The 20,355-nt window shown below is 45.1% G+C and carries 17 protein-coding genes, 1 tRNA gene and 1 rRNA gene; 10 read left to right on the top strand and 9 right to left on the bottom strand.

Annotated elements, in window-relative coordinates; translation table 11 throughout:
* A 5S ribosomal RNA gene (gene rrf, locus K7G75_RS14905) occupies positions 1-78 on the top strand; the annotation flags it as partial.
* Between the two features lie 100 nt (positions 79-178).
* Here the strand turns inward: rrf and K7G75_RS14680 are convergent.
* The 3 genes from K7G75_RS14680 to K7G75_RS14670 form a co-directional block, all read right to left on the bottom strand.
* Positions 179-1,645, bottom strand: coding sequence for a glutamate synthase subunit beta (locus K7G75_RS14680; RefSeq protein ID WP_222984983.1), 1,467 nt, complete (start codon positions 1,643-1,645; stop codon positions 179-181).
* An 8-nt stretch (positions 1,646-1,653) separates the two neighbouring features.
* A complete protein-coding gene (gene gltB, locus K7G75_RS14675) occupies positions 1,654-6,153 on the bottom strand; it encodes a glutamate synthase large subunit (RefSeq protein ID WP_222984982.1) in 4,500 nt (1,499 codons plus the stop codon).
* A gap of 318 nt (positions 6,154-6,471) precedes the next feature.
* Positions 6,472-7,614 (bottom strand): acyl-CoA dehydrogenase, encoded by a 1,143-nt coding sequence (locus K7G75_RS14670; RefSeq protein WP_222984981.1) that lies wholly within the window; start codon positions 7,612-7,614, stop codon positions 6,472-6,474.
* Positions 7,615-7,850: 236 nt separating this feature from the next.
* Between K7G75_RS14670 and nhaD the strand changes: the two genes are divergently transcribed.
* From nhaD to K7G75_RS14625, 9 genes are all read left to right on the top strand, one after another.
* Positions 7,851-9,236 carry a sodium:proton antiporter NhaD gene (gene nhaD / locus K7G75_RS14665; protein ID WP_222984980.1) on the top strand — a complete coding sequence of 462 codons (1,386 nt, stop codon included), beginning with the start codon at positions 7,851-7,853 and terminating at the stop codon, positions 9,234-9,236.
* Positions 9,237-9,293: 57 nt separating this feature from the next.
* Complete coding sequence (locus tag K7G75_RS14660) at positions 9,294-9,986, top strand: MotA/TolQ/ExbB proton channel family protein (RefSeq protein WP_222984979.1); 693 nt, start codon at positions 9,294-9,296, stop codon at positions 9,984-9,986.
* A 9-nt stretch (positions 9,987-9,995) separates the two neighbouring features.
* Positions 9,996-10,382: an ExbD/TolR family protein gene (locus tag K7G75_RS14655; RefSeq protein ID WP_222984978.1), complete on the top strand. Its 387-nt coding sequence runs from the start codon at positions 9,996-9,998 to the stop codon at positions 10,380-10,382.
* Positions 10,382-11,260: an energy transducer TonB gene (locus K7G75_RS14650; RefSeq protein WP_222984977.1), complete on the top strand. Its 879-nt coding sequence runs from the start codon at positions 10,382-10,384 to the stop codon at positions 11,258-11,260. Before K7G75_RS14655 ends, K7G75_RS14650 begins: the two co-directional genes overlap by 1 nt.
* A complete protein-coding gene (locus tag K7G75_RS14645) occupies positions 11,260-12,471 on the top strand; it encodes a bifunctional folylpolyglutamate synthase/dihydrofolate synthase (RefSeq protein WP_222984976.1) in 1,212 nt (403 codons plus the stop codon). Before K7G75_RS14650 ends, K7G75_RS14645 begins: the two co-directional genes overlap by 1 nt.
* A gap of 71 nt (positions 12,472-12,542) precedes the next feature.
* A tRNA-Val gene (locus K7G75_RS14640) sits at positions 12,543-12,617 on the top strand.
* Between the two features lie 148 nt (positions 12,618-12,765).
* Complete coding sequence (locus K7G75_RS14635; protein ID WP_222984975.1) at positions 12,766-13,065, top strand: hypothetical protein; 300 nt, start codon at positions 12,766-12,768, stop codon at positions 13,063-13,065.
* A 60-nt stretch (positions 13,066-13,125) separates the two neighbouring features.
* Positions 13,126-13,539, top strand: a complete 414-nt coding sequence (locus K7G75_RS14630; protein ID WP_222984974.1) for a VOC family protein — start codon at positions 13,126-13,128, stop codon at positions 13,537-13,539.
* 124 nt (positions 13,540-13,663) lie between these two features.
* Positions 13,664-14,608: a TerC/Alx family metal homeostasis membrane protein gene (locus K7G75_RS14625; protein WP_222984973.1), complete on the top strand. Its 945-nt coding sequence runs from the start codon at positions 13,664-13,666 to the stop codon at positions 14,606-14,608.
* A 4-nt stretch (positions 14,609-14,612) separates the two neighbouring features.
* On the opposite strand, the gene K7G75_RS14620 is transcribed toward K7G75_RS14625, so the two are convergent.
* From K7G75_RS14620 to K7G75_RS14595, 6 genes are all read right to left on the bottom strand, one after another.
* Complete coding sequence (locus K7G75_RS14620) at positions 14,613-15,662, bottom strand: mandelate racemase/muconate lactonizing enzyme family protein (RefSeq protein WP_222984972.1); 1,050 nt, start codon at positions 15,660-15,662, stop codon at positions 14,613-14,615.
* Positions 15,662-16,453, bottom strand: coding sequence for a creatininase family protein (locus K7G75_RS14615; protein ID WP_222984971.1), 792 nt, complete (start codon positions 16,451-16,453; stop codon positions 15,662-15,664). Before K7G75_RS14615 ends, K7G75_RS14620 begins: the two co-directional genes overlap by 1 nt.
* Complete coding sequence (locus K7G75_RS14610) at positions 16,450-17,961, bottom strand: hypothetical protein (protein ID WP_222984970.1); 1,512 nt, start codon at positions 17,959-17,961, stop codon at positions 16,450-16,452. The genes K7G75_RS14615 and K7G75_RS14610 overlap by 4 nt, the downstream gene beginning before the upstream one ends.
* Complete coding sequence (locus K7G75_RS14605; protein ID WP_222984969.1) at positions 17,962-19,035, bottom strand: N-acetyltransferase DgcN family protein; 1,074 nt, start codon at positions 19,033-19,035, stop codon at positions 17,962-17,964.
* Positions 19,036-19,042: 7 nt separating this feature from the next.
* Complete coding sequence (locus K7G75_RS14600; protein WP_222984968.1) at positions 19,043-20,104, bottom strand: pyridoxal-phosphate dependent enzyme; 1,062 nt, start codon at positions 20,102-20,104, stop codon at positions 19,043-19,045.
* A gap of 82 nt (positions 20,105-20,186) precedes the next feature.
* Positions 20,187-20,354 carry a hypothetical protein gene (locus K7G75_RS14595; protein WP_222984967.1) on the bottom strand — a complete coding sequence of 56 codons (168 nt, stop codon included), beginning with the start codon at positions 20,352-20,354 and terminating at the stop codon, positions 20,187-20,189.
* Position 20,355: the final 1 nt, after the last annotated feature.

The following is a 20,355-nucleotide window of genomic DNA, read 5'->3' as shown; positions in this document are numbered from 1 at the left end:
CATTCCGAACAGGGAAGTTAAGCCCGTTAGCGCCGATGGTACTGCCACACCAGGTGGGAGAGTAGGTCGCCGCCTTCCTCGAACGCCCCCCATCACGGAGGGGCGTTTTTTTGTTTTTATGCACAAAAAAAACTCCCCAAAATATTTTCAGGGAGCTAGCTAGGGTATAATTTTTATCCTAAACTCGTGGCAGATCGCCTTCTCCTTTTAAAGGGAGATTGGATTTGCCCATCAAATACGCATCCACGTGATGTGCCGCCTGTCTGCCTTCAGAAATGGCCCATACGATCAGGGACTGCCCTCTTCGTTGGTCCCCGGCCACAAAAACACCCGGTATATTGGTTTGGTAATTTAGTGAGGAGCCTTTGATGTTGGTCCTTTCATCCATTTCTAGGTCCAATTGGTCCGCTAAGGTAGGTTCTGAACCAGTGAATCCGAGGGCCAAGAGAACCAGATCACATTCCCACTCTTTTTCCGTACCTTCAACCTCTTTCAAAATAGGACGTTGACCCGGTATTTTTTCCCATGTTACTTCCGAGGTGATCAATCCTTTTAGGTTTCCATTGCTATCCCCAACAAACCTTTTAGTGGAAATACTGAAGATGCGTTCGGCCCCTTCTTTATGTGAAGTGCTGGTTCTCAGCCTCATGGGCCAGAAAGGCCAGGGTTGTTCTTCTGGACGTTCCGTTGTTCCCTTGGGCATTATTTCAAAATTGATGACTGAAACTGCTCCATGACGAATAGAGGTCCCAATACAGTCGGAACCAGTATCACCACCGCCAATAACAATTACTTTTTTTCCTTTTGCGGAAATGTCTTCTCCTATGAATGGAATCCCATCTACCTTTCGGTTGTTCTGTGGCAGAAAGTCCATGGCCTGCACAACTCCTTTTAGATCGGAACCAGGGATGGTCAGATTTCTTCTTACGGTTGCACCGCCACAAAGCACCAAGGCATCAAAATCCTTTTTAAGTTGGGCGGCCTCCAAGTCAACGCCAACATGCACTCCCGTTTTGAATTCGATACCTTCTTTTTCCATGATTTCAAGCCGTCTGTCAATAACATGCTTTTCCATTTTGAAATCGGGGATCCCGTAGCGCAAAAGGCCTCCAATTTTTTCATCCCGTTCAAAAACAGTTACATTGTGTCCTGCTCTGTTCAATTGTTGGGCCGCTGCCAGACCAGCTGGGCCTGAGCCAATCACTCCCACTTTTTTACCCGTACGTTTTAGGGGAGGCTCTGGTTTTATCCACCCATTTTTAAAAGCAGTTTCGGCAATATTCTTTTCTATGTTCTCAATGGAAACCGGATCTTCATTGATTCCAAGCACACAGGCTTCCTCGCACGGAGCCGGGCACAATCGTCCGGTAAACTCCGGAAAATTGTTGGTTGCATGCAATATTTGCGATGCCTTTTCCCATTTTCCATGGTAAACGGCATCATTAAAATCGGGGATTAGATTCCCTAAAGGGCACCCGCTATGACAAAAGGGAATGCCACAGTCCATACAGCGCGCTCCTTGATTTTTTAGCTCTCCCTCCTTAAGTGGTGCTGTGAACTCCTTATAGTTTTTGATGCGCTTTTCGACAGGGGCATAGGCCTCGACCTTTCTGTCAAACTCCATAAATCCTGTAATCTTTCCCATTGCTAAAGTTATAAGGTTTCCATTTTTTCCTGTTCCAATCGAATCAAGGCTTGGCGGTATTCTTCAGGAAATACTTTGATGAACTTGGGCAGACACGCTTCCCAATGCTCCAAAATCTCCTGAGCCAAGGGACTCAATGTGGCATTGTAGTGGTTTTCGATAAGCTCCCTTAATTGTTTGATGTCGTTATCTTCGTCCACTGGGAGCAGGTTCAAATGCTCACCATTGCATTTTTTCTCAAAAGCACCATCAGCATTGAACACATAGGCAATTCCGCCGCTCATTCCAGCACCAAAGTTTCTACCCACACTTCCCAAGATCACAGCTATGCCTCCAGTCATATACTCGCAACCATGGTCCCCAATACCCTCAACAACCGCTTTGGCACCTGAGTTTCGCACGCAGAAGCGCTCTCCTGCCTTTCCGTTGATATAGCCTTCCCCAGAAGTGGCCCCATAAAGCGTTACGTTGCCAGTGATCACATTATCTTCTGGTTTTAAGGTTGATTTGAACGGCACTTTCACCACGAGTTTGGCTCCAGAGAGTCCTTTTCCGAGATAATCATTGGTGTTGCCATTTACAACCATGGTCAATCCCTTGGTGGCAAAAGCACCAAAACTTTGTCCTGCGGAACCTGTAAAGTTCAGTTTAAGGGTATTGTCGGGTAAGCCGTCCGCACCATAGATCTTGGAGATCTCGTTACTTATGATAGCTCCCACGGCCCTGTCCGTATTGTGAATCAGAAAATCCAACGAGGTCTTTTCTTTTCTGAACAAAGCGGGGTGTGCCTGTGCAATAATGTCAAACTCAATACTCTTGTGGATATCATGGACCTGTTTTTCGGTATTGTGCAACTTGGTCCCTTCGGGAACATCCACCCGATACAGTATAGGCGTCAGGTCAATGCCTGCGGCCTTGTAGTGGTCCAAGGCTTTTTTTCTATCCAATTTTTGCACTTGGCCTACCATTTCATCAACCGTTCTAAACCCGAGTTTGGCCATGATTTCACGAAGTTCTTGGGCCACGAAGTACATGTAATTCACCACATGCTCCGGTTTGCCTTGGAACTTTTTACGCAATTCAGGGTTCTGTGTTGCAATCCCGACGGGGCAGGTGTTCAGGTGGCAAACCCGCATCATGACACAGCCAGATGCTACCAGGGGCGCTGTGGCGAATCCGAATTCCTCGGCACCCAGGAGGCAAGCAATGGCCACATCCCGTCCCGTTTTCAATTGTCCGTCACACTCCAACACCACGCGGTTCCGGAGGTCATTTAGAACAAGTGTTTGTTGTGCTTCGGCAATGCCCAACTCCCAGGGAAGACCGGCATGTTTCAACGAGGTGAGTGGGGAAGCCCCGGTTCCTCCATCAAAACCTGAAATTAGGATAACATCGGCCTTTGCCTTGGCTACACCTGCGGCAACAGTTCCCACCCCGACTTCCGAAACCAACTTCACATTGATTCGTGCTTCCCGATTTGCTGATTTCAAGTCATAGATCAACTGTGACAAATCTTCTATGGAATAAATGTCGTGGTGTGGTGGAGGGGAGATCAAGCCTACATATGGTGTTGAATTCCGTGTTTTTGCAATGGCAGGGTCCACTTTAGGGCCTGGCAATTGACCACCTTCGCCCGGTTTGGCACCTTGGGCCATTTTTATTTGTATTTCCTGCGCATTGGTAAGATAGTTCGACGTTACCCCAAATCTACCTGATGCCACCTGTTTTATGGCGCTATTTTTCCAATCTCCGGTCTGACTTCTATAAAAACGAGCCGAATCCTCTCCGCCTTCACCCGAGTTGCTTTTTCCGCCAATTCGGTTCATGGCAATCGCAAGATTTTCATGGGCCTCCTTACTGATGCTTCCGTAGGACATTGCTCCTGTTTTGAACCGCTTTACGATTTCGGTCCAGGGTTCCACTTCTTCAAGTGGAATGGGATCGTAGTTTGAAAATTCAAACAACCCACGGATGGTCATTAGGTTTTTGGATTGCTCATTGACCAACTCGGCATACTCCTTATAGGTCTCCGGCTCGTTATTGCGTACCGATTTTTGAAGCTTGGCGATGCTTAATGGATTGAACATGTGTTTTTCGCCATTTCTCCTCCAACGATACTCTCCGCCAATCTCAATATCCAGATTGGCTGCTAACTCCTGTTTTTTGAACGCCTTGTTATGACGCTTAGCCACCTCTTTTTCAATTTCATACAAACCGATTCCTTGGATACGGGTGGGCGTATTTGGGAAATATTTATCCACTACTTTGGTATTGATGCCGATGCATTCGAACAATTGGGATCCCCGATACGAGTTCAATGTGGAAATCCCGATTTTGTTCATCACCTTCAATATGCCTTTGCCAACTGCTTTGTTGTAATTGCTTATGGCTTGATCAAAAGTGTATTCTGTAATGTTGTTCTCTTTGATCTGTTCTCCTAGGATTTCATTCACCAAATAGGGATTGATGGCACTTGCCCCAAACCCGAAAAGGAGGGCAAAATGATGAACTTCCCTGGGCTCTGCGGACTCCACAATGATGCTCAATTTGGAACGACGCCCCATTTTTCGCAAGCCACTGTTCACATAAGACGTAGCCAAAAGTGCAGGAATTGCCGCCATTTCGGTGCTCACCATTCTATCGGACAGAATAATGATGTTGGCGCCATCATCAATGGCATTTAGGGCCTGTTGTAAGATGGAATCCAATGCCTCTTCGAGTCCATTATGCCCCTTTGCAATTTCATAGAGGATGGAAATGGACACCACTTTATAATCTGGGCTGGAGTCATAATTTTTGATCTTGTCCAAATCCTCCTTGGAGATGACCGGATTCTGGATTTTAAGTTTTCTGCAGTGCAGCTCATTGATCTCAAAGATATTCTGATCACTACCCAGTGTCAGGCTGATATCGGTTATCAATTCTTCACGGATGCCATCCAACGGAGGATTGGTTACCTGGGCAAAAAGTTGTTTGAAATAATTATAGATCAATTGTGGTCTTTCAGATAAAACGGCAATTGGTGTATCCGAACCCATGGAGCCAATCGGTTCCTTGCCCTTTTCTGCCATCGGCATGATGATGGTGTTGATATCTTCCAGGGTATATCCAAAAGCGGACCTTCTGACTTCCAAAGGAAATTCACCGTAGAAGACAGGGCAGTCGTTATAGGGAATGTCCCGCAAATGCACCAAATTGTTTTTCAGCCATTTTTCATAGGGATGTTTTTTGGCGATGGATTCCTTGATTTCTTCATCATTTACGATACGGCCCTCTACCATGTCCACCAAAAACATCTTGCCGGGTTCCAGGCGTCCGTGGAATTCGATATCCTCAGGATCCAACTCAACCACTCCAGTTTCGGAGGACATGATCACATATCCTTTTTTGGTTACGGAGTATCGGGAGGGCCTAAGGCCGTTTCTATCCAAAACGGCACCAATATAGTTCCCGTCGGTGAAAGGGATGGAGGCAGGACCGTCCCAAGGCTCCATCAAACAGGAATTGTACTCGTAAAAGGCCTTTTTGGAGGGTGACATTTCCGCATTTTTCTCCCATGCTTCGGGCACTAGCATCATCATGACTTCTGGCAGCGAGCGACCTGTCATCAACAACAGTTCCACGACCATATCCATGCTGGCAGAGTCCGATTTTCCGGGGAGTATCACGGGCAATATGTTTTTTATTTCCGCTCCAAACCAATCGCTCTTCATCAACTCTTCTCGCGAGAGCATTCTGGAAATATTGCCCCTCAGGGTATTGATCTCCCCATTGTGGCACATGTATCGGAACGGCTGGGCCAAGTCCCATGTTGGAAATGTATTGGTGGAAAACCGTTGGTGTACCAGTGCCAAGCGGGTCACCACCCGTGGGTCCAGCAGGTCTTCGTAATATTTGCTGATGTCCTTCGGAACCAAAAGCCCCTTAAAGATTATGATTTTTGTGGAAAGGCTGGGCACATAGAAAAACTGGCTCTGTGAGAGTTTGCTTTTTATGATGGTATGCTCAGTGGTTTTTCTGGCTATGAACAGTTTGAGGTTGAACTGAAAATCATCCAGGGCCTCTCCTTTGCCAATAAACATTTGTTCTACGTAAGGTTCGGTTTCTGAGGCAATACGTCCAGGTACGGACCGGTTTACGGGAACGTTGCGCCACCCCAGCAGTTGAAGCCCCTGCTTTTCTATATTTTCTTGTAACACGGATTTGCAAAAGTCTCTCTGGTTTTCCTTTTGGGGAAGAAAAACGTTGCCAACGGCATATTCCCCTGCTTCTGGAAGATTAAACTTGCAGACTTCCGCAAAGAAATTATGGGGTACGTCAATCAAAATACCGGCACCGTCACCGGTCTTGCCATCGGAACTTACGGCACCTCTATGCTCCAGTTTATCCAGAATTTCGAGGGCCTTGTGTATTATGTCGTTGGATTTCCTTCCTTTTAGGCTACAGATGAACCCAGCACCACAGTTATCATGCTCAAACTCGGGTAAATACAAACCTTGTTTTTTCATTTTCTTCATTATGGTATTCTATCAAAAATATCAAAATGAATGAATGAACTCTAAGGTTTTTATTGATTTACAACAAAATAATCAACATATATATAAAATACTTGCAAAATGTTCAATTTGTAAATTTGAAGGTGCTTAAATTGTGATTATCTCAAATCTGAAGAGGAGAAAACACCTAACCTGTAAAATGAAGGGCAAAACAAATATATCTTATCAAAAATAACGAAGCACCCCCTATATTTTTGATGATGTTTGAAAGAAATGGATATTTTTTAAACTAATACCCCCATATATTTAGGGTAATTAGAAGATGCGAAATCAAGCGTTCAGTACACTTCTTGAAATAACGATTTTTTGAATTTCTGAAGTCCCCTCATAAATCTGGGTGATTTTGGCATCCCGCATCAAACGTTCCACATGATAGTCCTTAACAAATCCGTTGCCACCCAATACTTGCACCGCTTCAACCGTGGTTTCCATGGCAACCTCCGAGGCGTATAGTTTGGCCATCGCACCGGAAAGGGTATAATCGTTTCCGGCATCTTTGTCGCAAGCCGCCTGGTACACCAAATTTCGGGCCGCCTGTATTTTGGTATGCATATCGGCCAATTTGAAGGCAATGGCCTGATGGTTGGCAATTTCGGTGCCAAATGCTTTGCGTTCCTTGGAATATTTCAAGGCGATCTCATAGGCGCCAGCGGCAATGCCCAAGGCTTGTGCCGCAATCCCTATTCTGCCGCCCGCCAAAGTTTTCATGGCGAATTTGAAACCAAATCCATCTTCGCCGATACGGTTTTCTTTTGGCACTTTCACATCATTGAACAGCAGGGAATGGGTGTCGCTTCCGCGTATTCCCAGTTTATTTTCCTTGGGGCCAATTTCAAAACCTGCCATATCTTTTTCAACGATCAGGGCATTGATTCCCTTATGGCCTTTTGCCGTGTCTGTCTGCGCAATTACAAGAAAAACTTCGGCTCTCCCTCCATTGGTGATCCAGTTTTTGGTTCCGTTAACGAGGTAATGATCGCCTTTGTCAATTGCAGTGGTTTTTTGTGAGGTAGCATCGCTTCCGGCTTCGGGCTCTGACAAGCAAAATGCCCCAATTATTTCTCCTGCGGCAAGCCTGGTAAGGTATTTTTGCTTCTGTTCCTCGGTTCCGTAGGTTTCAAGGCCCCAGCAGACCAAGGAGTTGTTCACCGATACCATTACGGATGCGGACGCATCTATCTTGGACAATTCTTCCATGGCCAGAACATAGGAAAGCGTTCCCAGTCCACTACCCCCATATTTTTCATCCACCATCATGCCCATAAAACCTAGTTCCCCCATTTTTTTGACAAGTTCATTGGGAAATGTTTGGGCATCATCGCGTTCTATTACCCCAGGTAAAAGTTCAGTTTGGGCAAAATCTTTCGCCGCCTGCTGTATCATCAACTGTTCTTCGGAAAGAGAAAAATCCATAAAAATGAGAAATAGTTAAAAACGGGTTACAAAGATAGGTTTATAGTGGGAATTTTTTATCGGACAGCCATAAAAAATGAGAATGATTTAACGGATTGGATTATAGGTCATTTCAGACACATAATGGATACTACCATTTTTATGCGGATAACATTATGTGGAAAAACTCATTTTGAATATCTTTAAGCACAATTGAACACTTCAACTGCATATTCATTTAACTAAACCAACCAAACATGGAAACCCTCCTGATTATAATTTTTGTCGTTGGATATTTGGCGATAACCCTGGAACACAATCTCAAAATTGACAAACTCATACCTGCGTTGGCAATGATGGCGGTTCTTTGGGCACTTATGGCCTTTGGAATTGATGGCTTCAATACTTGGTTTGATTCTGGCAAACATGCGCTGCTGGAAAATTTTTCCAGTTTTGGACATGAGGAGAAAATGCACATCCTTGAAGAAACCCTATTGCACCACTTGGGAAAGACCTCAGAGATTTTGGTGTTCCTATTGGGGGCAATGACCATTGTGGAAATCATTGATTACTTCAATGGTTTTGCCACGATAAAATCCTTCATAAAAACACGGAGCAAGAAAAGAATCCTGTGGATTTTTGCCTTTCTGGCCTTTGTGCTCTCCGCAATCATTGATAACCTTACGGCTACCATCGTATTGATTTCCATCCTTCAAAAGATTATTGCGGATAGGGACGTAAGAATTTGGTATGCAGGTCTGATCATTATCGCCGCGAACGCTGGCGGGGCGTGGTCCCCCATTGGTGATGTTACCACCACCATGTTGTGGATTGGGAACAAGGTAACCACGGCCATGCTTATAGAGCACTTGTTGTTGCCTTCTTTGATATGTATGGTGATACCGACCTTCATCGCCTCCTTTCTTCCTGCCTTTAAAGGGGAGATAGATGTTGAGGAGGATACCGAGAGGAAATCAAAGTTCGGGGCGAACATGCTGTACCTGGGATTAAGTGCCATTGTATTTGTTCCCATTTTTAAAACGGTCACCCACCTACCACCCTACGTGGGGATGATGTTGTCCTTGGCGATCGTGGCAACATTTGCCGAAATTTATAGTAGTTCGAAAATTGCAATATCTTCCGTGGATATTGAAAGTGATGCGGAGGCCCACCACAGTCCAGTGCACAGTGCGCTTACCAAGATAGAATTGCCCAGTATTTTGTTCTTCTTGGGTATTTTGATGGCCGTTGCGGCCTTGGAATCCCTCGGTCTTCTTTTCAATTTTGCAGAGGCCCTTAAGCAGGGAATGCCATTGTTGGGTACGGAGATGGTTGGCACCGAAATTTCGGATTTGGTGGTCTTGCTATTGGGCGTTGGCTCCGCCGTAATCGATAATGTACCTTTGGTGGCTGCAAGTTTGGGGATGTTCTCGGAACCCATCGACAATCAATTGTGGCACTTTATAGCGTATTCCGCAGGAACTGGTGGCAGCATGCTGATCATAGGCTCCGCAGCTGGTGTTGTTGCCATGGGAATGGAAAAAATTGACTTCTTTTGGTATCTAAGAAAAATAGGATGGTTGGCGTTTATCGGTTTCTTGGCCGGGGCCATTTGTTTTATGATGATTAGATATTTATTCTAAAAAATACTTTAGCTCGAAAATCTCCGTTATTATTGCAACTTAAATTGGGGATTTTATATGATTTTTTTTCAAGACTTAGAAGAAGGGGCTGAGATTGGTGTATCCATCTCGGAGGAAAAGACTCTTTCCGTTATCGATTTGATTGTGAACGGTGGTACGGGAAGTATCATCATCATTTTGGTGCTGTTTGTATTGCTTTTTGTGGCACTCTATATCTATTTTGAGCGCATTTTCGCCATAAAGGCAGCTTCAAAAATCGACAAAAACTTCATGAACCAGATTCGTGATCACATCATGGGTGGCAAATTGGAGGCTGCAAAAATATTGTGTGCCCAAACGGATTCTCCCGTGGCCCGATTGATTGAAAAGGGTGTTTCCCGTATCGGCAAGCCCTTGGAAGACATCAATGTGGCCATTGAGAATGCCGGAACTTTGGAAGTATACAAGCTTGAAAAGAACGTGAGCGTACTGGCCACTGTGGCGGGGGCAGCCCCAATGATCGGTTTTTTGGGAACCGTGATAGGTATGATATTGGCCTTTCATGAAATGGCTAGCAGCGGGGGACAGGCAGAAATGGGTTCCCTGGCCTCGGGCATATATACGGCCATGACCACTACGGTTGCCGGTTTGGTTGTGGGCATCATTGCCTACATCGGATATAACCATTTGGTGAACCGGACCGATAAGGTGGTGCACAAAATGGAGGCCAATGCGGTGGAATTCCTGGAACTGTTGAACGAACCCATCTAAAGGATAGGTATGAAATTAAAGGGTAGAAATAAGGTAAGTCCCGAATTCAGCATGTCATCCATGACGGATATCGTGTTCCTGCTTTTGGTCTTCTTCATGCTGACTTCCAATGCACCCAATGCCTTGGATTTACTTTTGCCGAAGGCGAAGGGCAAATCCACCAACACGCAAAATGTTTCCGTGACCATAAACAAGGATTTGGAATATTTTGTCAACAATGAGCAGATCAGTAAAGAATACATTGAAATTGAACTAAAAAAAGTACTTGAAGGTCAAGATAAGCCTACCATCATCCTTAGGGCCGAAGAGAATGTCGCCATAAGGGAGGCGGTTAACGTAATGGACATTGCCAACAGAAACAGTTATAAGGTGATCTTGGCCGTACGGCCAAAATAATGTCGTTTTTAGATACGAGACACAAGAAAAAATCCTTCACGCTTACTACATTGATATTAAGCGTACTCCTTTTATTGCTTTTTTATATAGGACTTACCTATTTGGATCCACCCATAGAAAATGGGATTGCCGTAAACTTTGGGACGATGGATTACGGAAGTGGCGAGATACAGCCAAGGGAACCGGTCCGGTCGGAGCCCAAAAGGGTGGAGCCCCAACCCGTGGAACAGGTACAGCAGGTTGAAGCTGAAAGTGAACCCGTGAGGGAGGAACCAGTGGAAAAGGTGCTGACCAGCGATTCCGAGGAGAGCATAAAAATAAAACAACAACAGGAAGCGAAACGTAAAGCCGAAGAAGCGGCCAAAAAGGCCCAGTTGGAAGCAGAACGCATCGCCAGGGAGAAGAAACAGGCAGAGGAGCGGATAAGGCAAGAACAGGATGCCAAGAAAAAAAGCCTTGACGCGCTCATAGGCGGCATCGGTAAATCGGATGGTACCACAACGGGTAGTGAAGGGGATGATAACCGTACCGGGGACAAAGGTCAGCCAGACGGTGACCCATACGCCACCACCTATTACGGTGCCCCGGGAAATGGGAGCGGCACAGGTGGATATGGATTGAACGGAAGATCATTGTTAAACGGAGGCAAGGTGCAGCAAGATTGCAATGAAGAAGGTCGCGTAGTTGTAAGGATTGTGGTTGGGAGAAACGGTCATGTGATCAAGGCCACTGCTGGAGTAAAGGGTACGACGAACAATGCCCTTTGTCTGCTCAAGCCAGCCGAAGCGACCGCACTGAGCCATCGTTGGAACCCTGACCCCAATGCACCTGCGGAGCAGATTGGCTTTGTGGTGGTCAACTTTAAATTGGGGCAATAGTGACCTATCGGGAAACATTGGATTGGATGTTTGCCCAATTGCCCATGTATCAACAAAAGGGCATGGTGGCCTATAAGGATAAGCTGGACAATAGTATCCGTTTTTCCGAAATTTTGGGCAATCCGGAACAAAAATTCAAAAGTATACATATTGCCGGCACCAATGGCAAAGGGTCCAGTAGCCACATGCTCGCCTCCATGCTCCAAGAAGAAGGGTACAAGGTCGGACTGTATACATCTCCCCACCTAAAGGATTTTCGGGAACGTATCAAAATAAATGGGAAAGAGGTCAGCAAACCCTTCGTAAAGCAATTCATAGCCACCCACAAACCTTTTTTGGAGAAGAACCAACTTTCCTTTTTCGAAATGACCGTTGGGATGGCCTTCACGTACTTTTACCAACAAAAAGTGGATATCGCAGTGATAGAAGTTGGGCTTGGCGGCCGGCTGGACTCTACCAATATTATCACTCCGGAGGTATGCTTGATAACCAATATCGGAATGGACCACAGTTATTTACTTGGAGATACTTTGGAAAAGATTGCGGTGGAAAAAGCGGGAATCATCAAACCACAGGTACCCGTGGTTATCAGTGAACGACAATTGGAGACCGAACAGGTATTTGAAGAAATTGCGCATCAAAGAAAATCCAGGATTGTTTTTGCCGACGAGATGGCAATCCCCAACTATAAATCCGATCTGCTTGGGAACTATCAAAAGAACAATATTCGAGGGGCGGTGGCCTGTCTAAGGGAACTCAAGAATTTTGAAGTAAGTGAAAAGGCCATTAAAAATGGGTTGGGAAACGTTGTTGCCAACACAGGGCTCCTTGGAAGATGGCAAATCTTGGGAGAAGCCCCCAAAATAGTTTGTGATACGGCACACAACAAAGAAGGGTTGAAATGGGTAGTGGAACAGATCATGTCGGAATCCTTTCAGCACCTGCACATGGTTTTGGGTTTTGTGAACGATAAGGACGTGGCGGGACTGTTAAGTCTGTTACCGAAAAATGCCTTCTATTACTTTGTTAAACCCAATATCCCCCGGGGCATGGATGAGACCAAAGTAAAGGAAATGGCCCTTTCCATGGGATTGGAAGGGGATGCCTACGCCACCGTCAAAAACGGAATGGGCAAAGCCTTGTCCAGGGCAGGGCACAAGGATATGATCTTTGTGGGCGGCAGTACGTTTGTAGTGGCAGAAATCGTTTGATTTTTTTTGTGATATTCTTTTCCGAATGTAAAAAATGATGCTATATTTGCACTCCGTTTTTGAGAAAATACGGGCTCTTAGCTCAGTTGGTTCAGAGCACCTGCCTTACAAGCAGGGGGTCACTGGTTCGAATCCAGTAGGGCCCACAAACGAAAAAGCTTCCAAGAAATTGGGAGCTTTTTTTGTTTCATGGCATCAAATCATCACAGGGGCCAGTCCCATTGCTTTTGTATCAAAAAAATTTGTGACTTATTGTTTTTCTATGGGTACAAATAGTTAAATTCAATAAACAAAATGAAAACACTTTTGATTACCCTTGGTTTTGCATTGGCCTCTTTGATCAATCAGGATGTTGAGAAGATGGTCGGCACTTATGATGGTACCGATAATGGTTCTTTTTTCTTTACTGATGACGAAGGGGACACGTTGGAGTTTGAACAGATAGAGGAGGAGATCCTGGAAAAATTTGATTTGACATCGGAAGCATTCATGGGAAGGAATTTTGAAATTTCTTACATCACCGAAATTATTTCGGATGATGATGAGGAAGAAATATATATAAGTAAAATAGTCAATTTAAAACTTTTGGATTGATGGCCGGCCCATTGGGCTCAGTTCGGATTTCCATAAGGTTAACTTTTAAATACTCCATTGATGGGTGCAAACTTTCATTTGGCATTGCCTTGCAATGATCTATCAGAAACCAAAGACTTTTATGAGACGGTAATAAAGGCAAAAATAGGCCGCCAAACGGAAAATTGGATCGATGTGGATCTCTTTGGCAATCAATTGACGTTTACTGTTGCCGGCAATTTTAATTTCGATTTTAAGAGCTACCGACTGGATGAATACGTCTTGCCTTCCTTTCATTTTGGGATCATTGTTTCTGTTGATGTTTGGGGGGAGCTGTATTCCAGACTTTTCCAGATGGACTTGGAAGTGACCACCCAAACCACTTTTATGCAGGACAAGGTCGGAGAGCATCTTTCATTCTTTGTTCAGGATCCCAATGGCTATATGTTGGAGTTCAAAAGCTTTAAAAACCCCAAGGAAGTTTTCGCAACTTGATGGTTTTTGGCTTAGCCCTCCCAAGATTTTATCCTGACCCGTTGATGACATTCAGGTTATGGGGCTAAACATTTGGAGCGTGTTGCCCCCTGACTTTAAGTCACCCTAAATTTTATAGCACCACATGTACCTTTGGATTGGATTTTTCAGCTTTGTTGCCCTGTTCCTAGTTCTTGATTTGGCCGTATTCAACCGGAAGCATCATCGAATATCGTTTAGGGAGGCAGGTCTATGGTCCTCCTTTTGGGTAGTTTTGGGACTTGCCTTCACCTTTTTGGTCTTTGCCGCCTATGGCAGGGGATGGGTAGAGAACCCCAATGCCCTGAGCCCCTCACAGGCCAGCCTTAAGTATGTTACCGCGTATTTGGTGGAACTGTCCTTGAGCATGGACAACATATTTGTGATGGCCGTTATTTTTTCTTCCTTCGGGATTCAGCCGGAATACCAGCATAAGGTGCTTTTTTGGGGGATTTTGGGGGCCATTGTCTTCCGATTTTTGGCCATTTTGTTCGGTGTGGCCCTGATCAAGCAATTCGATTGGATTATATATGTTTTTGGAGCCTTCATTCTCTTCACAGGGATAAAACTTTTCTTTGCCCGTGATGAAAGGAAACTGTCTTTGGAAAAAAATCCCATTTTCCGTTTGGTAAAGCGTTTTTTTGTGGTGACATCCCATCAATCCCCACAATTCTTTATAAAGCGGATGGATGTACTGATGGCCACCCCGACTTTTTTGGCACTCGTGATCATTGAGTTTACAGACCTTCTTTTTGCGGTTGATAGTATTCCCGCGGTTTTGGCCATCACCACGGACACTTTTTTGGTTTTCACGTCCAACATCATGGCCATAATGGGGTTGCGCTCCATGTATTTCTTTCTAGGGAACATGGCCACGGCGTTCCGATATTTTAAGTATAGTCTGGCGTGTATCTTGGTATTTGTGGGAGTAAAGCTATGCTTGTCGCATTATGTCCACATGCCCGAATGGCTTTCCTTAGGATTCATTTTGATCGCCTTGGCGTTGGGTATAATCCTTTCCAAATGGAGCAATAAAAACAAACCTTTATAGGCCGCTATACCAAGCCTGGTGTTTCGTTGGGATATAGGATGCCATTTTTTAAGACGAATAAATCTTTGAAAGGATCGTTGACTATATCCAAATGACCATCCAGATCAGCATAATGGATATTGGGCCTGGAGAGTGCAAAATGGAGTCCGGCCGCTATTCCCAGGCTGCATTCATCCAAACAGCCCACCATGGCCTCCAATCCTGCGGCCTTTGCCACGGAATTGATGTGCATGCCCTCCCGAATGCCTCCCACCTTCATCAGTTTTATGTTCACCATATCGATGTATTCCTTTTTGGCAAGTTTGTATACATCATCCAGTGATTTGACGCTTTCATCCGCCATAATAGGAATCTTGACAGCCTTGGCTATCTCACCCATCAGTTTGTTCTTGTTCACGGCAGAAGGTTGTTCAAAAATTTCAATTTTTGCCTTTTGGGTGGCAGCAAAAAAGGAAAGGGCATCGGTCAACGAATATCCCTGGTTGGCATCAAAGCGAAGCACAAGTTTGGGATATTTTTCCCGTATTTGAAGAATTTTTTCGATATCATCCCAAACGTTGAGTCCTCCTTTAAGTTTTACAATGGTAAAACCTTCCTTAACAAACTTTTCGGTTTTTTCCAGTGTTTCTTCCAGGGAAAGTATACCCACTGTGACACTGGTCGGTATGGATTTGCGGTATCCACCCAAAAACTGGTACAAGGGCACCCCCATTTTTTTAGCGGCAATGTCCAACAGAGCCATGTCGACCATGGCAAGCGAAGAGGCTTTCTTGGTAAACAGGTGGGCCATATCCTCGAGAAGTTTTGTTGTATCCAGAGGATTTCTTTTTTCCAAATAAGGAATTACTATGGATTTAATGTTGTTTTCCACCTCGTCGGCGGTTTCCAAGGTAACTTCCTTATCTGGAGCGGCACACCCGTACCCCACGATTCCAGTATCCGTCTCAACCTTGAGTACAAAGTTGATGGCGTGGTCCACGGTCTCGTAGGCAATCGTATAGGATTCTGAGAGCTTAAGGTCCAACCTTTCATAGCTCACATGGGTTATTTTCATTAGTAACGCTTTTGATAAAGATCTTCCAGCGGGGTGTTTTTGATGCTCTCAACAAATCTTGCCATGTTCTTGACCATCAAATTCCACATTTGTTCTCCCTTTTCCACGGTTGCCTTTGTGGCATCACCCATTACACCACTTTTTGAGATGCGAAGCGTGTCCACATACCAACTTACCCCTCGCTCATAATCATAATCCAAAAACTTGCTTCCAAATTTCATGGTCTCGTTCACCGCTTTGTCCATTTGCACCATATCGGGCCTGATGGCCAAACTGGTACTTGTCTCTATTTCGCCGGCGTGTATGTCGTTCGGGGTCTCGGTCAGCTTATATAGGTCAACATCACTGGTCTCTCCGGTGTCCACACAAACAAAGATCTTGGCATCCCTGTTGATCATTTGGGCGGCATAGTTCAAGGTAGGCGCATTGTCGCCATGGCCATTGAGTATGATGATTTTTTTGACACCATTCTTCGCAAGTCCCATTCCTATGTCATACACAAAACGGGAAAGGGCATCGTTGGTAACGCTCAATGTTCCCTTGAAGCTCTCATGATGGTAGGATACCCCATAAGGTATGGTGGGTATAACCAGGGGTTTTGGTTCTTCGCACATATCAGCTACCTGCAGGGCCATGTACTTTGCATCAAAAAAATCCGTGTCCACTGGCAGATGTGGTCCGTGCTGTTCAATGGAACCACATGGGAGGATCACGGTATCGACCTTTTTTAAATAGGCCTCAATCTCAGGCCACGTTTTCTGTTCCCAAAGGAAGCTATACTTTTTTGTCATGTCTTGGTCTTTAATGGTATGTAAGGTATGTCAAACGACAGGTCCTTCAAGGCAATGGAATGCCATTTTTTATCACGCTGCACCGAAATGCCATCGGAATATGGCAGTACTATGTCCACAAGTTCTTTTCTGATACGCTTTGGCAGGTCTTCCAATTTACTCCGCTCATTGTCGAAGCGCAACCGCATAATCTGTGGATGTGCCTTGGCCAGTCTGGAGGTATGGACGTTTTTTTGAACTGCCCCTTTTTCAACCAATAGATGGTATAAATGGGCAGCGTCACTGCCGATCTGTTTTATTTTGTGTTCGGCCAGTGCCTTCAGGGACCATTCAATCTGGGCATTGGTGTATCCGCAACGCTTTGGGTCTTCATCCAGTGCGGTCAACATGCCCACGATGCGCCTGCACTTCTCGCATTTGCCACAGGGCAACATTCTGCCATTTTCTTCATGGGCTGCATGACAGGAAACCTGGTGTTTTTGAAGTTCGGGATAACGTTTCACCAACACTTTCAGTATCAACAGCTCCGATAGGCTGCGCAGAATGGAATATTGGGAGATATTCCATCCTTTTTTATGGTAATATCGGGTCAGGGCATTATCAAAATACTTGCTTTGGTCATAAAGACCATTATAATGGCTTATTCCATTGTGATTGTATTTGACAGTGGTATCAAATTCGTTGCCGATCAATATGTGTCCGACCCTCCTTTTTCGGGCAATGGGAAGCACTCCAAAGAGGAAAACGGCAACAGTCCACAGACGTATGGGGTACATATCCGACCTGATATTCTGAAAGTTTTCCTTGATAAACGGCATTTGCTTCACCATCCAATTGAAGATCCGGTCACTATTGCACCAGGGTTTTGCCGTGTTAGGCTCGTATTGTTGGAAGTATTTATGGGCATTGATGGCGGTGAACCAATGGCGTCCACTCTCGTTTACGAATACAGGATGGGCAACGCCTATTTCCTTTATGATCCCATAAGTGAGCAAGCTGTCCTTACCTCCACTGCTTAGGATGGCATATTCGTTTTCGAGCGTTGTTGTAATGGATTGGGGAACAGTTATGTTGGCAAACTGCGTATTTTCAAAAACCACCTCCGCGTTGGTATACCGCTCCTGCTTTTCAATATGGAGTGCATCAAAAGGGGGTTTTAGGAATTCATTTTTAAAAAGAAATTTGTTGACCACTATTTCTTTGGATGTATTTTCGATCATGTCCAAAATGAAACGTTTGTCCGTCTCGTCGTACAATCCATCAAAGGTCAAGGTTTTGCAGAATAGGCCATAATTCATGGCGACCTGGACCACTATCAGGGAAGCCATATTGATGTCCTCAGCGGCCTTTGTGTTGAAGTAGGGGTTGTTGTAACTGTAGATCAGCTCATTGGAAACAACGGAACCATCCTTAAGGGTAAGGGAATATTTGGCCTTTACCTTTTTGGGTTCCACAGCAAGTTGATGGACCTTGAGTGTTTCAAATACGACCAAATCCTTTGGGGTCATTTATTTCAAGTATTTTTTTAAGTGATCGATCAATGGTGCTGCCCCGTATTTCAAAACATCAAAAGTTGGGATTCCTGTTTGTTTTTCCAATGCCTGGCATGCGGGGAGGATTTCATCATCGGTCATGTTCTCGTGGTTCACGGTAATGGCCACAACCTTTTTGTTGGATATCACCTCTATGGCTTTGATTTGTTGATCTATGGAATGCAGTTTATACCCTGGAAAACCATCATATTCCTCACGTTTTGGCGCATGTTGAAGAATCACATAGTCGGGCCTTCCGGCGGCGAGGATTTCAAAACCCCCGGGATAGGCGGGATTCATAAGACTTCCCTGACCTTCAATGATTATGACGTCTGGATTTTCATTTTTGTAGGCACTGACCACGGCATGTTCTATTTCGCCGGAAACAAAGTCGTTGATGCAACTGTCCATTACCATGCTGTATTTGGCTCCTTGCATCCAGGCCGTTTGTCCGGTGCCTACCATTTCGGCCTTAAGCCCGGCTTTTCTGAAGGCATGGACCAAGATCCAGGCGGTGGTGCGCTTGCCCAAAGCGGAATCCGTGCCCAATACCGCCAATTTAAGGCAGTCCACTTTTTCTATATCCCCTGTAAAAAAATGTAGTTGGTCCCGGTCCGGGGTCTTGCGAATATCCCTGATTTTGCAACCATTTTTTGTGGCCAAATCCACTAACTTTTTGTCGTTGGTTAAAAAATCGTGCAGACCGCTGTCCACGTTCCAGCCCATTTCAAGGGCATTTATAATGGTTTCTTTGGCACTTTTGGGTAACCTGCCACCATCAGGGGCCAACCCTATGACCAGATATTGCGGTAGATTTTTCGCAATGAAAAGTTTTTCCGCGGCCTCGGCAATGTTCTTGAAGATTGGAATTCCATTTTTTACACCATCCAGCACCTCGCCAGCATCCTTGCCCGCATAATTGCTGTCAATTACACCCACTATCTGGTATCTCTCTGTAAATCTTACCAGCCCATGCGCCGTTTTTCCGTTTGGGGTGTTGAATGCTCCTTGGCAATATACAAGTGCCTTGCCATCGATTGGTTTTTTCATTTTCAGTCTAGTTTTTAGCAGTTATTACCGCCACATATCGGTCGGGTTCAAAATTATCTTTTTCGTCCATTTCCAACAGGGCAATGAGCCCCGCGGTTGAGGCGGGCAAGATGCGCATTCCTTCCTTTTTCAGCAGCAGACCGGCCATATCCCTCATTTTTCTATCACTTATGTTGAATGCCTCCCCTTTTGATTCCCTTATGGCATAGAGGGCCTCATCGCCATCAAAACTGTGCCAGTTGATCAACGGTTCGTTGTATTTGGTCTCTTTTATTTTTTCGGGCAATAAATCCTGACAATTTTGATGGCCCAACCTAAAGGATTGCACGATTGGATTTTTGTTCGTGGAACTTGCAGCGATCATTTTGGGAATACGAAATGTCTTGCCTCTTTTGTATAAGCCCAAAAATCCCCTATAGATTCCTGCCAACAAAGTGCCATTGGAGACTGGGACCGCGCAATATTTTGGTGCATCGCCCAATTCTTCCACTATTTCGTGTGCTATTTGGGCATAGGCCATGATCTGCAATGCAGTGTTGGCCCCACCGGGATTGGCATCGTACCAATCATATTCCCTGGCCAATGCGCTGCTTGCGTCAACAACATCTTCATAGCTACCGTCCAACCGAAGGATCTCGGCACCTAAATTTTCCATTTCTTCCCCGCGTTCGGTGTGGTAGGTTTTGGGAATGGCTATCTTACAGTGTAGCCCTGCGAGGTTGGCGGCCAAGGCCATTGCCACCCCATAGTTGCCACAAGTAGCGAGACAAATGGTGTCATAGCCCCTTCTCAGGGCATCGTACACTTGTGCAAATGCAATTCGGTCCTTCTGTGTCCCCGTGGGATTATCGCCCTCATATTTGATAAAAAGTTGGCGCATATCGAATTCTCTTTCCAGGGATTTGGCCCTGGTCAATGCAGTGTCGCCCACTTCAATATTGATGATATCCTCGAAACATTCCAATCGGTCGACCAGCGATTTTGAGGTGTCTTTCACAAAACGGCTCAACTGCTGGGACTCAGAAGAGACCTTTACATCGGCATTTTTAACGCCATCCTTTAGATTCATATGCAAAAAGCTAGGTAAATTCTATATTAAATTTACCAAGATTAATACACCAATAAAAAAAAAGGTCACCGGATTTTTTGGATCAATTGAGTTTGAAAAAATTGACCACGGCTCCGTAAAATTTGGTATTGAACAGTCTGGAAATATCCTTGCCCTTTTCCACCGCGCTTATGTTGGAAATGACTTGGTTTTTGGTCTCATTGGGCACCTCACGACTGCTTTCTATCCGCTTGAAAATGTTTTTGTCCATA

The organism is Flagellimonas meishanensis (genome assembly GCF_019880545.1).
GTDB lineage: Bacteria > Bacteroidota > Bacteroidia > Flavobacteriales > Flavobacteriaceae > Flagellimonas > Flagellimonas meishanensis.
Note: the sequence above shows the minus strand (reverse complement) of the source record. Positions and strands in the feature narration are given on the sequence as shown.

What these genes read in the sequence shown, in the direction of transcription:
- K7G75_RS14670 (WP_222984981.1), bottom strand. Translation starts at nt 7,614, where the DNA reads ATGGATTTTTCTCTTTCCGAAGAACAGTTGATGATACAGCAGGCGGCG.
- K7G75_RS14605 (WP_222984969.1), bottom strand. Translation starts at nt 19,035, where the DNA reads ATGAAAAAACCAATCGATGGCAAGGCACTTGTATATTGCCAAGGAGCA.
- K7G75_RS14625 (WP_222984973.1), top strand. Translation starts at nt 13,664, where the DNA reads ATGTACCTTTGGATTGGATTTTTCAGCTTTGTTGCCCTGTTCCTAGTT.
- K7G75_RS14650 (WP_222984977.1), top strand. Translation starts at nt 10,382, where the DNA reads ATGTCGTTTTTAGATACGAGACACAAGAAAAAATCCTTCACGCTTACT.
- K7G75_RS14655 (WP_222984978.1), top strand. Translation starts at nt 9,996, where the DNA reads ATGAAATTAAAGGGTAGAAATAAGGTAAGTCCCGAATTCAGCATGTCA.
- gltB (WP_222984982.1), bottom strand. Translation starts at nt 6,153, where the DNA reads ATGAAAAAACAAGGTTTGTATTTACCCGAGTTTGAGCATGATAACTGT.
- K7G75_RS14600 (WP_222984968.1), bottom strand. Translation starts at nt 20,104, where the DNA reads ATGAATCTAAAGGATGGCGTTAAAAATGCCGATGTAAAGGTCTCTTCT.
- nhaD (WP_222984980.1), top strand. Translation starts at nt 7,851, where the DNA reads ATGGAAACCCTCCTGATTATAATTTTTGTCGTTGGATATTTGGCGATA.
- K7G75_RS14635 (WP_222984975.1), top strand. Translation starts at nt 12,766, where the DNA reads ATGAAAACACTTTTGATTACCCTTGGTTTTGCATTGGCCTCTTTGATC.
- K7G75_RS14610 (WP_222984970.1), bottom strand. Translation starts at nt 17,961, where the DNA reads ATGACCCCAAAGGATTTGGTCGTATTTGAAACACTCAAGGTCCATCAA.
- K7G75_RS14680 (WP_222984983.1), bottom strand. Translation starts at nt 1,645, where the DNA reads ATGGGAAAGATTACAGGATTTATGGAGTTTGACAGAAAGGTCGAGGCC.
- K7G75_RS14630 (WP_222984974.1), top strand. Translation starts at nt 13,126, where the DNA reads ATGGGTGCAAACTTTCATTTGGCATTGCCTTGCAATGATCTATCAGAA.
- K7G75_RS14660 (WP_222984979.1), top strand. Translation starts at nt 9,294, where the DNA reads ATGATTTTTTTTCAAGACTTAGAAGAAGGGGCTGAGATTGGTGTATCC.
- K7G75_RS14595 (WP_222984967.1), bottom strand. Translation starts at nt 20,354, where the DNA reads ATGGACAAAAACATTTTCAAGCGGATAGAAAGCAGTCGTGAGGTGCCC.
- K7G75_RS14615 (WP_222984971.1), bottom strand. Translation starts at nt 16,453, where the DNA reads ATGACAAAAAAGTATAGCTTCCTTTGGGAACAGAAAACGTGGCCTGAG.
- K7G75_RS14620 (WP_222984972.1), bottom strand. Translation starts at nt 15,662, where the DNA reads ATGAAAATAACCCATGTGAGCTATGAAAGGTTGGACCTTAAGCTCTCA.